The following is a 14,457-nucleotide window of genomic DNA, read 5'->3' as shown; positions in this document are numbered from 1 at the left end:
AGTTGATTCATGCCTCAGGAGAGGCTGTTCACAAAGTCGTTGAAACCGAACTCCTTAACCAACTCAACTTGTCCGTCGAGCTGACGTATAGCAATGGCGGGCATATTGACGCCATTAAACCAGTTTTTCTTCACCATGGTGTAGCCGGCCGCGTCGATAAACGACAGTCGATCACCTACTTTAAGCGGCTGCTCAAAGTTAAACTCACCAAAAATATCGCCGGCCAAACAGGATTTGCCGCAGATCATGTATTCATGGGTGCCGTTATTGGGCGCCATTTTTGCGGTCTCGCGATAAATCAGCAGATCCAGCATGTGCGCTTCAATGGAGCTGTCGACGATGGCCAACTGTTTACCATTATAGAGGGTATCCAATACCGTGACTTCCAGTGAGGTGGTCTGGGTAATGGAGGCTTCACCGGGCTCTAAGTAAACTTGCACGCCGTAGCATTCACTAAAGGCCTTAAGGCGGGCGCAGAAGTGATCAAGCGGATAACCCTCGCCGGTAAAGTGAATGCCGCCGCCTAAGCTCACCCAAGTGATATTAGGATGCTTGAGCAAGTCACCAAACTTAGCTTCTATGTCGCTTAACATATGATCGAACAAGGAAAAATCATTGTTCTCGCAGTTGTTGTGGATCATAAAACCTGAGATTTGCTCCAGCACTGGGCTAATTTCGTCCGCGTTCCACTCGCCTAAACGGCTGTAGGGGCGAGAAGGGTCGGCAATTAAAAAGGCGGAGCTAGACACACCGGGGTTTAAACGTAAACCGCGCACATGATTGGCAGACTCATCGGCAAAGCGGGTGAGCTGGCCAATAGAGTTAAAAATAATTTTATCGCTGTGGGCCAGAACTTCTGCAATTTCGTCGTCGGAGTAGGCCACGCTATAGGCATGGGTTTCACCGGGAAATTTTAGCTTGCCGAGTTTGACTTCATTGAGCGAAGACGAGGTAGTCCCGTCCATGTATTGGCTCATTAAGTCGAACACCGACCAGGTAGCAAAGCATTTTAAGGCCAACAGTGCTTTGGCGCCGGAATGCTCACGCACATAGGCGATCTTTTCCATATTGCGCAAAAGTGCGGCTTTATCGATGAGATAGTACGGCGTTTTTATCAACTAGGTCATACCCTCTTGACTGCGTTTACCCACCCGGCCGGAGCGCGGGGAAATTTGAAGCGCATGATTATAGTAGAAATGGTGAGCTGCTTCGAGCGAAATCGCCGCTATGACCTTTGGCGTCGATTTGTACTGTCGACTTATGGGCGAATTTGTTGTGGTTTATCAGGTAGGAATAACGAAAAAGGCCTCCCGTAGGAGGCCTAGATAAGAGCTGGAATTGTTAGCCAACCCATTGGGTGACTTGAGCAAAAATCAGAAAGCCCATAGAAATCATAATCCAGACTGCGAACAGCGGTAAAAAGAACTTTACCCATTTATTCCATGACACGCCGGCCAGAGCTAGAGTTGCCATAAAGTAACCGGAGGTTGGATATAAAATATTTCCAAGTCCGTCGCCTAACTGGAACGCCAGTACTGCAGTCTGGCGAGTTACACCCACTAGATCCGATAACGGGGCCATGATTGGCATAGTGACTAGGGCTTGGCCGCTGCCCGAAGGAATGACAAAATTTAAGCCAAGCTGGGCGAAGAACATACCAATAGCAGAGAACATAGCCGGAAAGCCACCCACTAAGTTACCTAAGCTATAAACCAAGGTATCCATGATCTGGCCATCTTCTAACACCACAGCTATTGCCCGAGCGATGCCACAAATCATGGCGCCGACTAATACGTCTCTAAATCCCTCATTAAATCCATCACAGATATCTTCAGTTTTAAGACCGGCAATCAGGCCTACAACCACACCCATGATGATAAAGAGACCGGCCATTTCCATCATAAACCAGCCGCGTGTCATGACTCCCCATACTAGCAGACCAAAGAAGCTGAGAGCGGCCAAAGAAGCCCATTTCTGACGAGTGGTGGCGGTGAGTGACTGCTCGCTGGCACTGTGCAGGTAACGGTCACGTTTTGTTTGTTCCTTGGCATCGTCGCCCATCAGACTCAGTGCTGGATTATTGCGTACCTTGAGCGCATAGCGGGTGACATAGAAGATACCGACCAGCAAGATAAGAACAAAAGCCACGGCGCGTAATAGCATACCTGAGTAAACAGGCAGGTCAGCGAGCTGTTGGCCTAACCCAGTATTAATGGGATTAAGTATACCGGTGGTAAAGCCTGCTGTAGTAGCAACGAGTGCGACACCGGCTGCGGTGATTGAGTCAAAGCGCAGCGCTATCATCAACGGCAGGATAACGGGCACATAGACTAAGGCGAGCTCTTGGGTGCCGATAAGCGTGGCGATCACCGCGAACGTGGTCATCAATACCGGAATAATCACTATGGTGTTGCTGGCAAAGCGGCGGGTGAGCTTATCGACGCCAATTTCTATGATGCCGGTGCGGCGCAGCACCATAAACATGCCGCCGATCATAAAGGTGAAGAATACCACCGCGCCCGCATCGATCAATCCCTTGGGAATGGATGTCATAAAGTCGACCAGTCCGACAGGGGTAGATTCGATCACCTGATAAGAGTTGGGATCGATAGTGGTACGGCCGTTGGGTCCTGGTACGCGCTCATACTGGCCCGCAGGTACGATATAGGTTAAGACAGCAGCGATTGCGCTAAACACAAATAAGATGACATAAATATGTGGCATCTCGAACGATTTTTTACTCTTGGTGCCGGTTTTTTGCGGCTGCTGGTCTATCTGAGAAGTGGGTGTTGTCATAGTATTTTTCCCTGCATTAAGCGCAGTAGTAAACCTGTTTAACGTTAAGAAGGCTGCTAAAAATCATCATCCTTAACTCATTCATCAGCGTACATAGAAAACTTGCTCGCGGACTCGCGAGTATTAATACTACTTTGTTAACAAAGTATCCATAGGTTGGTAACTTTTCTTTGTGATTTGTAACCAAGTTTGTATATCTGAATGTGAGCAGTGGTATTAGAGGGAGATCTATGAAAGAGGAAAAAGGGCGTAAACATTTAAATAACAAACATTTTTGTCGTTAATGCCAGGTATACAGCGGATTGGGGGGAGTATTAAATCGAGGTTCTGTTTGAATCTTGGTGTTACTGGAGAGGTGGAGCAGGAATAAAGCTGGATTATAATGAGGGTAATACGAGGTGAGAATATGTTAACTAACAGCTGAGCGCTGTGCTTTGATGCTTCTAGCTTTAAGAAGGTGGGGCAGCACAGCGATAATTAAGATCTTACACAAAGCCCCCTGAGTGAAAGCTCGTACTTATCTTTGCCTGCCCCGATTCTTAATTGCCCGCTCACCTAAGGTTTGCGGACAGACAGCGAAATCACTCGCCGCGAATGTTGTGGTTTGCCAAGTGCTCAAGCGCCTTGATCAAACCAGAGTGGTCCCAACCAGCACCGCCCAAAGCGTTACAAGTGTTGAACAACTCTTGTGCGCCAGCAGTGTTAGGCAGAGAAACACCCAGTTCACGTGCGCCAGTCAGAGCCAAGTTCAGGTCTTTCTGGTGTAAAGCGATACGGAAACCAGGTTCAAAAGTACCCTTAACCATACGCTCGCCGTGCACTTCTAAAATCTTAGAAGAAGCGAAACCGCCCATCAGTGCTTCACGCACCTTGGCAGGATCGGCGCCGGCTTTAGAAGCGAATACCAAGGCTTCTGCAACGGCTTCAATGTTCAGTGCAACAATGATTTGGTTCGCTACTTTAGTAGTCTGACCGTCACCGTTACCGCCTACCAGAGTAATGTTCTTACCCATGATTTCGAACAAAGGATTGATCTTATCGAATACTGACTGCTCGCCACCAACCATGATGGTCAGCGTTGCGTTGATCGCACCCACTTCGCCGCCAGATACTGGAGCGTCTAAGTAGTCGGCACCCGTTTCGTTAACGCGCTTAGCGATAACTTTGGTAGCAATCGGAGAGATAGAAGACATGTCTACTACGATTTTGCCAGCAGACAGACCTTCGGCTACGCCGTTCTCACCAAACAGTACGTCTTCAACCTGTGGGGTATCTGGCACCATGGTGATGATAACGTCTGCAGCTTCTGCAACCGCTTTAGGTGTTGCTAAAGCAATACCTTTGTCACCCAACAAATCGGCAGGAGCCTTGTTGAAGTGCTCAGAGAAATACAGTGTGTAACCTGCTTTTTGCAGGTTCACCGCCATGGGCTTGCCCATGATACCGGTACCAATAAAACCTATTTTCATCGTAAATTCCTTGTTAACTTGTGGGGTTAGTCAACGCCGCGCAATAAGCTGCGGCGTTTCATACCTTTAAGAATTGCCATGCCGCAGTGCAGCACAGTCAAAATTTAGTTCAGGCTGGCGTAGTTCTTCAACCAAGTCAGACCGGCTTCGGTGGTGGTAGCTGGCTTATATTCGCAGCCAATCCAACCGTCGTAGCCTACTTCGTCCAAGTATTTAAACAAGAACTCGTAGTTGATCTCACCGGTGCCTGGCTCGTTACGACCTGGGTTATCAGCCAACTGTACGTGGTTGATGTTGCCCAAGTTGTTTTTAATAGTACGAGCCAAGTCGCCTTCCATGATCTGCATGTGGTAAATGTCATACTGCAGATACAGGTTAGCGCTACCCACTTTTTCGCGGATAGACTGTGCTTGGGTGGTGGTGTTCAAGAAGAAGCCTGGAATATCGATAGTGTTAATCGCTTCCATTACCAACTTGATACCGGCTGCTTCCAATTTGTCAGCAGCAAATTTCAGGTTAGCAACAAAGGTCGCTTCAGCTTGGTCGTAAGATACACCCGCTTGCTGAATACCGGCCAAACAGTTGATCTGGGTGTTGCCCAGCACTTTGGCGTATTCAATCGCCTTATCAACACCGGCTTGAAACTCTTCAACACGGTCAGGATGGCAAGCAATGCCGCGCTCGCCGCCGTCCCAGTTACCGGCTGGTAGGTTAAACAACACCTGAGTCAGACCATTGGCATCAAGTTTGGCTTTGATGTCTTGTGCAGTTTCAGCATAAGGGAACAGATATTCTACACCCTTAAAGCCAGCCTTAGCGGCGGCTTCAAAGCGGTCCATAAAGGCCACTTCGGTAAACAGCATAGACAAGTTGGCAGCTAATTTAGGCATAACAATGTCCTTCATTAATAGGGGGCAAAAATAAGCCCAGCCGAGTGGCTGGGCTTTAAGGTATTAATTAATCAAGCAGAGAGATAGTCGCAGTAGGGGCATCGATGCCTTTTTCTGCTAATTCTTCAAACTCGTTAACTGCGTCAATTTCAACGCCCATAGAAACGTTGGTTACACGCTCAAGGATCACTTCAACTACTACTGGTACAGAGTACTGAGCCATCAACTTCTTGGCTTCTTCCAGTGCAGGAGCGATTTCTTCTGGCTTGTAAACACGGATTGCTTTACAGCCCAGACCTTCAACAACCTTAACGTGGTCAACACCGTACTCGCCCAGCTCAGGAGAGTTGATGTTTTCGAAAGACAACTGAACACAGAAGTCCATGTCGAAGCCACGCTGTGCCTGACGGATCAGACCCAGATAAGAGTTGTTTACCAGTACGTGGATGTACGGCAGTTTAAACTGCGCGCCAACGGCCAATTCTTCGATCATGAACTGGAAGTCGTAGTCACCAGAGATAGCTACCACGTTGCGAGACTTATCTGCAGCAACCACACCCAGAGCAGCAGGAATAGTCCAACCCAGAGGGCCAGCCTGACCACAGTTGATCCAGTTACGTGCGCTGTATACGTGCAGGAACTGAGCCGCAGCAATCTGTGACAAACCAATGGTGGATACATAAGTAGTATCGCGGCCAAAGACTTTGTTCATTTCCTGGTAAACACGCTGTGGTTTAACTGGAACGTTGTCGAAGTTGGTCTTGCGCTGCATGGTGCTCTTGCGTGCTTTACACTCAGCAACCCAAGCAGAACGATCTTTCAGCTTGCCTGCCGCTTTCCATTCTTTAGCAACTTCTAAGAACAGATCCAAAGCAGCGCCGGCGCAAGATACGATACCCAGATCTGGGCAGAATACGCGACCAATCTGCGTAGGCTCAATGTCTACGTGGACGAACTTACGGCCCTTGGTGTAAACCTCAACCGAACCGGTGTGACGGTTAGCAAAGCGGTTACCGATACCCAACACGAAGTCAGATGCCAGCATAGTAGCGTTGCCGTAACGGTGTGAAGTCTGCAGACCACACATACCCGCCATCAACTCGTGGTCGTCAGGAATAGTGCCCCAACCCATCAAAGTAGGAATTACTGGAACGTTTACCAGTTCAGCAAACTCAGTCAGTTGCTTGTCTGCGTTGGCGTTGATAACACCACCACCAGATACCAACAGCGGCTTGTCAGACTCGTTCAGCATGGTCAGCGCTTTCTCGATTTGGATACGAGTAGCAGCTGGCTTGTACGGGATCATGGGTACGTATGCTTCAGCGTCAAATTCAATCTCAGCCATCTGTACGTCGAACGGCATGTCGATAAGAACTGGGCCAGGACGACCAGAACGCATGATGTGGAATGCCTGCTGGAAAGTACCGATCAACTGAGCGGGTTCCATTACGCAGATAGCCCACTTAGTTACTGGCTTAGCGATAGACTCAATGTCTACAGCTTGGAAGTCTTCTTTGTGCATGCGAGCACGTGGCGCTTGGCCAGTGATGCACAAAATTGGAATCGAGTCAGCCATCGCTGAGTACAAACCGGTGATCATATCGGTACCGGCAGGGCCAGAAGTACCAATACACAGGCCGATATTGCCTGGGTTTGCACGAGTGTAGCCTTCAGCCATGTGTGACGCGCCTTCAACGTGGCGAGCCAGTACGTGTTCAATTGAACCTAAGCCACGCAGTGCTGCGTAGAAAGGGTTAATTGCGGCGCCGGGAACGCCAAAGGCTTTAGTTACACCTTCAAGCTCAAGGATTTTGGCAACTGCCTCGATTGCTTTCATTTTAGCCATAATCGGTATCCATTCATCTGAGGTGCTCTCGGCACCATTGTTGTTTATCCAAGGGTAATGATTACTGGCTCCGTCTGGTGAGAACGGTTGATAGCTCAGTAACTCATATCGTGATCATACAAAAAATACTGTGACGATCAACTAATTTATGGAAATCATTTTTACCATGTGGAATTGCTAAAACGTCCAAGGGGTAAATCAGCACAGTTTGCATGACCATTCTGTTGATTCTATAGCAGCGTCTTGTGACTCGGTCTGTCTTACATCAATAAGGTCGCACTTTTACGTTACCAGCTAGTGCCGATAGCGCTGAGGAGGATCACAAATTGAGCACTTAAACAGAGGGTAAACAAAACCTACGTCACATATCATAGCAATAATATGACGAAATAAACATTCTCTACTGTTTTTGATTACAACTGTGTGAACAATTTACTCATTAAATTTTATAGTTCGTTAGCGCTTTATCTACTTACTGCTAACCTTGGTTCTTTGGACTGCTGCTAGTTTTCAGCCGTCAGCGATCAGAATAGACGCTTATATTGTCTCGCGCTTAAGCTGCGAGCCTTGCGTAGCAGGAAGGTAGGCGGCTTTGACACCGTGAAGGGTAAAGCGGGAAGAGTGAAGCGGGCGAGAAATCAGAACATCGCACCTTGTTGTTTCTTTGAGATACATCAGGAGTTTACTTTGGCCTATGTTTGTTCCCTCCACACTTTACACCTCACCCTTCACTCGCTTTTGTGTAGGCGAACGCTTGCTCTCGCATTTTGTCGTAGGCGAAACCGCGCCTAATACTCTTTACCCAATACTCTTTACATAGATACATAGAGTAGGGCGCCGACATAAAGGCGGAACTTAACAGTAGTAAGTTAAGAGTCTGCGGGGGTTCAACGCTTACGGTTGATAGTCGGGCACACCTTTTTTGTGCAGCGCACAAAAGAATACTTGCCAATCCTTTTTGTGCGGTGCACAATAACTCCACGCCTTAAGCTAAGAAAGTAAGTGATGAAGTTTTCTTACAGGCGTATCAGGCAATTAAGCCCCCCAATTCTTTAGGAGATACCCAATGTCTTTATTCAACACTGAACAGCTGCAAGCCACCTCACAAGAAAATTTGCAAGTAGCACAGAACTTAACCAACCACTTAATTGCTAACGCCACTAAACTGGGCAAGCTGCAGCAAGATGCATTCACTCAGTTAGTAAGCAGCCAATTTGCGTTTGCTAACAAATTGTTCGCAGTACGCGACATCAAAGATTTTGCTGAACTGCAAAACGAATTCCTGAGCCCTACTGCTGTTTTAGACCAGCAACTGAACTTCAACCGCGAAGTGTTGGCAGTATTAACTGACAGCCAGCAGCAAGTAAGCCAGTTTGCTGACCAGCAAGTTGCTAAAGGTAATGAGCAGATCAATGAAGCAGTTGAGAAGTTGGTCGGTCAAGCACCAGCAGGCAGCGAGCAAGCAGTAACGGCGTTAAAATCAGCCGTAGCTAACGCCAACCAAGTATTTGGCCAAGCACAAACTGCATCTAAAGAAGCCGCTACTATTGCTGAAAACGCAGTAAAGCAGGCAACTGAGCAGTCTGAGAAAGCCGCTCGTGAAGTAGCTCAAGCTACTGAAAAGAATCTTGCTACTGCTAAAGCAGCAGCAGAGCAGCAAACTAAAGGCGCACGTAACGCCACTACAAAGTAACTAATAATCTCCGCTATTAATCTTCAGTAATAGCGGTAACTGCTTAGGCGATAAGGATTACTCCTTATCGCCTTTTTTTGGATCTGAATTTTCTGGTTTAGAAGCAGAAGCCGTATCTGAGCTAGAGTCAGACTTCTTACTGGCGTCATTACTGCCCGCAAAGCCGCCAAACAGACCAAACATGTTTTGGGTGTTCATATATAAGTCGCGCGACTGCTCAACGTATTGGCGCATCATATCTTGCATGATGGGCGCTTGGCCTTGCATAAATTCGGTCCAGGCTTGTGAAGACTGAGAGCCGGTTTGTGATTGAATGTCGATCACTGACTGAATGCTTTCGTCCAAGTAGCTGCCCAGCACACCTTGAAAAGGGCCATAAAAGCAGATGATGTTTTTTAGCATGGTGCTAGAAAAAATCGGATTGCCATCACTCTCGGCTTCTTGAATGATCTGCAGCAAAATACTGCGGGTAATGTCCTCACCGCTTTTGGCGTCCACCACTTGAAAAGGTTCTTGCTCTTGCACGAGTCGGCGAATGTCCACCAAAGTGACATGACTACTGGTGTAGCTGTCATACAGGCGACGATTAGGATATTTCTTGATAATACGGACATTGTCCTGCGAATTTGACATACGACCCAGCTTCTTAACTAACCATTGTGACAAGCAGTGTATCTTAAAGGCAGAAAGTGCTCAATTTGGTGTGCGCAGCATCATCTTTTGTTGAGGCCACTTCTGTCGGCCGGTTTTGCGCAGCAAAACTTAATGAGCCTCGCACTCGTATCTTTCTTTGGTTTGTCCGCTGCACTTTTTACACATTACTCATCACGGCAACGCCTTGGTCGTGAATCGTGCTTTGCCATCTGTTACTATTTCGGCCTAAATTTATTACCTAACTAATGAGATCTCCGATGCAAGTTGCAGACAACACAGTCGTACAGTTTAACTACACCTTAAAAAGCGAAGAAGGTGATACGTTGGACACCAACGTCGGCAACACGCCGCTGGCCTATTTGCATGGTCATAAAGGTATGTTGGAAGGCATAGAAGCAGCGTTAACGGGTAAGAACGAAGGCGACAGCTTTAGCATCACCTTGGCACCAGAAGATGCCTACGGCGAGCGTAAAGACGACCTAATCCAGCGCGTACCGGTTAAGCATTTATACGGTGCCAAAAATTGGAAAGCGGGCATGATGGCCACGGTTCATACTGAACAAGGAGAGCGTCAGGTCACAGTAGCTAAAGTAGGTAAGTTTATGGCAGACGTAGACATGAACCATCCATTAGCCGGCTTAACCCTGATTTTTGATCTAGAAGTAGTCAGCGTACGTGCCGCAACCGAAGAAGAAATTGCCCACGGTCACGCCCACGGCGAAGGTGGCCATCACCACTAAACTTGAGCAAAGCTGTAAGCGGTACGCTTTACGCTGTAAGTTAAAGATTAAAAAAGCCGAGCTGATGCTCGGCTTTTTGTTGGGTGCGGCACACGCCTGGGCTAGTCGGCAAACTGTTTGGGCTGAACCAGTTTTAGGTAGTCTTTTATGGGCAGGCTAAACAGTTCACGGTAGCTACCGGCACTAAAGACGATTTCTTTCTGGTGAGCGAGTTCGGTGTCGATATAGACCGGCATTTGATAGAGGTTGCCAAAGGGAGGCAGAGCACCGACTTGGCAGTCGGGAAACTTCTCGCGAAAGTCGTGTTCATGCAGAAGGGTCACTTTCTGCGCCGACAGGGCTTGGGCGAGGGTGTCGGTATGGATCATTTTGGGGGCGGGAACCAGGATCATGGTCATCTGGCCATCTAGGGTCACGATCACTACTTTGGCCATTACGCTGCCCGGTATATGGGCGACTTCGGCCACATCTTGTGCGGTAAAAGCCGGCGAGTGGGTAATCACCCGATATTTGACCCCCTGTTGATCTAGGTATTGTTGTAGTCGTTTGGCCGGCATAACAAGTTCTCCTAACTGATACGGAACATCAGTTGAAGTATAGGATCCCAGCCGGAAGCGGTAAGCTTTAAGCTGGAAGAAAAAGACTAAACGTAACTATTCAGCATATACCCATAGTGGTTAAGAGCTAAAGAAACACTACATATTGTGTGTTTTGCGTTCCGTAATGTATGAAAATGAGTCGAATTCAGCATTTCCTATAGCGTTAAAAATTTAACTATTTGTTTTATATGTATTTATTTTCTAAAAACAAGCTGAATAGTTACGACTAAACAAGCTAAAGGCAGACACTGTTTTTGGCTTGGTGCGTATCTAAAAATAAAGGCTGAGCTGATGCTCGGCCTTTTTGTGCACTGAATTCTGTAGCTCGGAGTGTATAAAGAGGCAGCAGGGTTGCTTACGCCGACGCGCTTAACCCGCATCCATGCGGCGCTCGGCAAATGCCGTCCCTGGCATTTGACGGTCGGCTCCAGCAATCCCTGCTGCCTCTCTCGTCGATATGGTGTTGCCGGTGAGATCTAAAAACTAAAGGCCGAGCTGATGCTCGGCCTTTTTATTGCTGCATTCGTTCGCGATTGTGCGCGTATAAATAGGCAACTGGGTAACCTCCTCCGACACGCCGTGGGATATGACACTCACAGTTTTAGCCTACTGCGAACATTCACTGGATGTTCGATTAGGCTAAAACAGTTCGTCACGGCGAAACAAGCTAGCCCCATCTGGGCTCACACATGAGATCCCTGGCATATGATGGTCGGCTGAGGTTATCCCAGCAGCCTCTCTCATCGGTATGATATTATCGGTGGGAAGCACAAACAAAAAAGCCGAGTAAATGCTCGGCTAGGATCGTTTAACGCGAATGCTTAGAGGTGAGCTAAGCCGCCAAGCGAAGCTAGTGATCTTCCCCCAATAAAGCAGGCATCCCTTTTGAACATGCCCTCATTTTTTCATATTCGACTAGGCAAAAGACCTAACCCTGTGATTCTTGTTCTCTTTACTCTCCTAGCTCTCCTAGTTCTCCTAGTTCTCCTAGTTCTCCTAGTTCTCCTAGCTCTCCTAGCTCTCCTAGTTCTCCTTGTTATTCTTGCTCTCCTTTCCCACCTTGTGTTTCTCTTAAAATTCAGCATTTTATAACTTAAAGTTCTGCACAAAGTGTTTGTTGACATTTTTGTTTCATTGATCAATGATCCTTTCAATTTTATATTGAGGTGTGTTTTATGGCTTTTGTTAAATTTCTCGCTTCCGCTCGCAAGTCTCCTCTAGGGGCTCATGCTAGTTTTCGTGCTTACAAAAATGAGAAAGGTGAGGTGACACAAGCAAAACTTAGGATAGGGCGTTCTGGCATTGAAATAATGGAAAAATTAGGCCTAGATTACGTAGCAGGTATGAGAGCAGATCTATTTTTTGATAGTGCAAATGGGGCTGTCGCAATTAAGGTTAACGAAAATGGTCAACTCAAAGTTCGTAGGCCTAATATGAACAAGCCGAAAGATCGTATTGAGTTTGGTGCGGCTGATCTCACAAAGATGAATATTGCCGAGGGCGGTTATGTTATTCATGAACCAAGGGTCAATGAGAAAGAATTTGACTTCCTACTTTTCCCAATTCCTACAGAGTAACACCCTGATTTTGCCTGTTATGCAGCGTCACTTTAATTCTCGAGTAGTGGTGCGACTTTATCCTGTAGCCATTCTCTGATTTCGAATGAGTAATCATCCCATTCGTCCGTTGTGGTAAGGGTTATTTGGGGGCAAGTCTTGCTTGTTGCCTTCTGCAGCAAAACACTTTAATTGGGAGGCAGGGGGAAAAGAAAGACCTGACCCCTGTGATGCCATATCAAGTTGACGCTCATATGAAGCCTCATTGTCATAGGTAGCTCCGGTTAAAAATTGGAATAGCGAGTTGCCCGCAGATGGTACCAACAGGCGGCACCGGAGCAGGCCTTCGTCCGACCTTTACCGCAGAACCCAAATAAAACCGTTATTTAATCCCTTTAATCCATAAAAAGGCCGAGCTGCTGCTCGGCCTTTTTGTTAGTTACTACGCTTTTTTAAATCCGTTAAGCACGGTTATCTTGCCGAGCTAAACTAGCTGCCAAGCTTTCATAGCGCTGGTGCGCTCGTGATCTTGGTGGGGCTTGCGACCATTTAAGCTCGACCATGCGGGTAGGCTCGGGTCGCTATGCGGCTGTCGGCTTTAATGCCTCAACACAGCGTTACTCCCGTTGACGGGTGTCGTTATGTATCGGCTCAGTTAACGAGTCAGTGATCAACTAATATGGGTTGTTTGTTAGAGAGAGTAGTGCGGGCATCATAGCATCGTCACTAGGTTGTCATCAGTATGTATTGAATTAACGCTTCAATGAGTTTGATTTTCCAACTTCATCTGGAGATAAAATGAAAATAACTCCCATTTCCACAGCATTATTGCTGGCTACACTTGGCCTGAGTGGTGCAATTCAGGCAGAAGAAAAAGCATATACCGCAACCTTAGCTGGCCATGCCTGGCTACCGGCCCTTTCACTGATTACACCGCCAGCCGATGCTCCGCAAGACGCTTGGTTGAGCGGTAAATTTATCGATGCCAAACGTAACCATAGCGCCATGAGTCGTCTGGGTAACACCGGTGCCCTGCACGGCAAGCGTAATACTGAGCTGGCTAGTCCTTTTATTGGTCAGCCATTGCAAGGGTTTTCTGGATTCGCCATGGATAGAGGACCAGACGGAGCCTTTTATGTATTGACAGATAACGGCTTTGGTACCAAGGCCAACAGTCCGGATGCGTTACTATTTTTCCACCTTATGGCACCGAACTTCGATACCGGAAAGGTGGATGTGAAAGAGACTTTCTTTCTACGAGATCCCGACTTCAAGGTTCCCTTTCGTATCGCCTATGAAGCTACCGAATCCCGTTATCTGACAGGTGCAGATTTCGATCCTGAAAGCATTCAGCTCGTTAACGGAGAAATATGGATCGGTGAAGAGTTCGGTCCCTATTTGATCCGTGCCGGACTGGACGGTACCGTGCGTGAGGTATATCCCTCTCTGCTGAATGGCAACATATTGAAAAGTCCTGACAGCCCAGGCGTAGACGCCCTTAGTAATGTCGGCAGCGATTGGCAAGTGTCTCGTTCCGGCGGCTTTGAAGGTCTGGCGCTGCAACCCGACACTGGGCTGCTGTGGGCTATGCTAGAAAAGCCACTACTCGATACTAACGGGCAGCCTTTAGGCCGAGATCTCGAAGTTATGGCATTCGATCCAACAGAAGGAAAATGGACCGGAGACAGCTTCCGTTTTCCGCTGGCAGAAGGTGCCACCGCCATTGGAGACTTCAACTTCATCGATAACCACCGTGCACTGGTCATCGAACGCGACAACGGTGAAGGCGACCCCAGCCTTGCCTGTCAAGGCGAAGCCCAGCCCGATTGCTTCCCTCATCCTGCTAGACACAAGCGAGTGGTGCTGATCGATATATCTAATCTAGACGAGCAGGGTCGGGCCGAGCGTCTGGGTTACATCGATCTCATGGCTATTGCTGACCCCGATCATAAAAATCGGTTAGATACTCAAGCCAATCGAGACTTGAGTGCTCTTTTTACCTTTCCCTTCTTTACCATCGAAAACGTCGTAAAGGTAGATGATCGGCATATCATGGTGGCCAACGACAACAATTTGCCGGGCTCTACCGGTCGGCAGTTGAATACCGCCGCTGATAACGAATTCATACTGCTCGAAGTAGCCGACTTTCTGAAAGCCAAATAGAAAAAGCCAAGGCCGAGCAGTTGCTCGGTCTTTTACCCACTGCTTTTCCTA

The 14,457-nt window shown here is 47.7% G+C and carries 11 protein-coding genes; 4 read left to right on the top strand and 7 right to left on the bottom strand.

All coding sequences use genetic code 11. The annotated features are described in order from the left end of the window. Positions 1–14 precede the first annotated feature (14 nt). The 5 genes from R0134_RS14990 to gcl form a co-directional block, all read right to left on the bottom strand. The gene (locus tag R0134_RS14990) at positions 15–1,118 is read right to left on the bottom strand and encodes a carboxynorspermidine decarboxylase (protein WP_319782750.1); all 1,104 of its coding nucleotides are present in this window, start codon (positions 1,116–1,118) and stop codon (positions 15–17) included. 223 nt (positions 1,119–1,341) lie between these two features. Beyond that, on the bottom strand, positions 1,342–2,796 hold the full coding sequence (locus tag R0134_RS14985; protein WP_319782749.1) for a YfcC family protein: 1,455 nt from the start codon (positions 2,794–2,796) through the stop codon (positions 1,342–1,344). A 581-nt stretch (positions 2,797–3,377) separates the two neighbouring features. Next, the gene (gene glxR, locus R0134_RS14980) at positions 3,378–4,265 is read right to left on the bottom strand and encodes a 2-hydroxy-3-oxopropionate reductase (RefSeq protein ID WP_319782748.1); all 888 of its coding nucleotides are present in this window, start codon (positions 4,263–4,265) and stop codon (positions 3,378–3,380) included. 104 nt (positions 4,266–4,369) lie between these two features. After that, positions 4,370–5,155 (bottom strand): hydroxypyruvate isomerase, encoded by a 786-nt coding sequence (gene hyi, locus R0134_RS14975; RefSeq protein WP_319782747.1) that lies wholly within the window; start codon positions 5,153–5,155, stop codon positions 4,370–4,372. Positions 5,156–5,222: 67 nt separating this feature from the next. After that, positions 5,223–7,001 carry a glyoxylate carboligase gene (gcl, locus tag R0134_RS14970; protein WP_319782746.1) on the bottom strand — a complete coding sequence of 593 codons (1,779 nt, stop codon included), beginning with the start codon at positions 6,999–7,001 and terminating at the stop codon, positions 5,223–5,225. Between the two features lie 1,066 nt (positions 7,002–8,067). On the opposite strand from gcl, the gene phaP reads away from it, so the two are divergent. After that, positions 8,068–8,694, top strand: a complete 627-nt coding sequence (phaP, locus tag R0134_RS14965) for a TIGR01841 family phasin (RefSeq protein WP_319782745.1) — start codon at positions 8,068–8,070, stop codon at positions 8,692–8,694. A 57-nt stretch (positions 8,695–8,751) separates the two neighbouring features. Here the strand turns inward: phaP and phaR are convergent, their stop codons facing one another. Beyond that, complete coding sequence (gene phaR, locus R0134_RS14960) at positions 8,752–9,327, bottom strand: polyhydroxyalkanoate synthesis repressor PhaR (RefSeq protein WP_319782744.1); 576 nt, start codon at positions 9,325–9,327, stop codon at positions 8,752–8,754. A gap of 278 nt (positions 9,328–9,605) precedes the next feature. Here phaR and R0134_RS14955 point away from each other — a divergent pair, with 278 nt between their 5' ends. After that, positions 9,606–10,088, top strand: a complete 483-nt coding sequence (locus R0134_RS14955) for a peptidylprolyl isomerase (RefSeq protein ID WP_319782743.1) — start codon at positions 9,606–9,608, stop codon at positions 10,086–10,088. A gap of 101 nt (positions 10,089–10,189) precedes the next feature. Here R0134_RS14955 and R0134_RS14950 read toward each other — a convergent pair whose 3' ends face one another. Next, entirely contained in the window at positions 10,190–10,645 is a 456-nt protein-coding gene (locus R0134_RS14950; protein ID WP_319782742.1) for a YbaK/EbsC family protein, read from the bottom strand. Between the two features lie 1,217 nt (positions 10,646–11,862). Between R0134_RS14950 and R0134_RS14945 the strand changes: the two genes are divergently transcribed. Together R0134_RS14945 and R0134_RS14940 are read left to right on the top strand one after the other, a co-directional pair. After that, positions 11,863–12,264, top strand: a complete 402-nt coding sequence (locus tag R0134_RS14945) for a hypothetical protein (protein ID WP_319782741.1) — start codon at positions 11,863–11,865, stop codon at positions 12,262–12,264. A 777-nt stretch (positions 12,265–13,041) separates the two neighbouring features. After that, positions 13,042–14,406: an esterase-like activity of phytase family protein gene (locus R0134_RS14940; RefSeq protein WP_319782740.1), complete on the top strand. Its 1,365-nt coding sequence runs from the start codon at positions 13,042–13,044 to the stop codon at positions 14,404–14,406. The last annotated feature ends 51 nt before the right edge of the window (positions 14,407–14,457 follow it).

The sequence above is a fragment of the Oceanisphaera sp. IT1-181 genome (assembly GCF_033807535.1).
Lineage (GTDB): Bacteria > Pseudomonadota > Gammaproteobacteria > Enterobacterales > Aeromonadaceae > Oceanimonas.
Note: the sequence above shows the minus strand (reverse complement) of the source record. Positions and strands in the feature narration are given on the sequence as shown.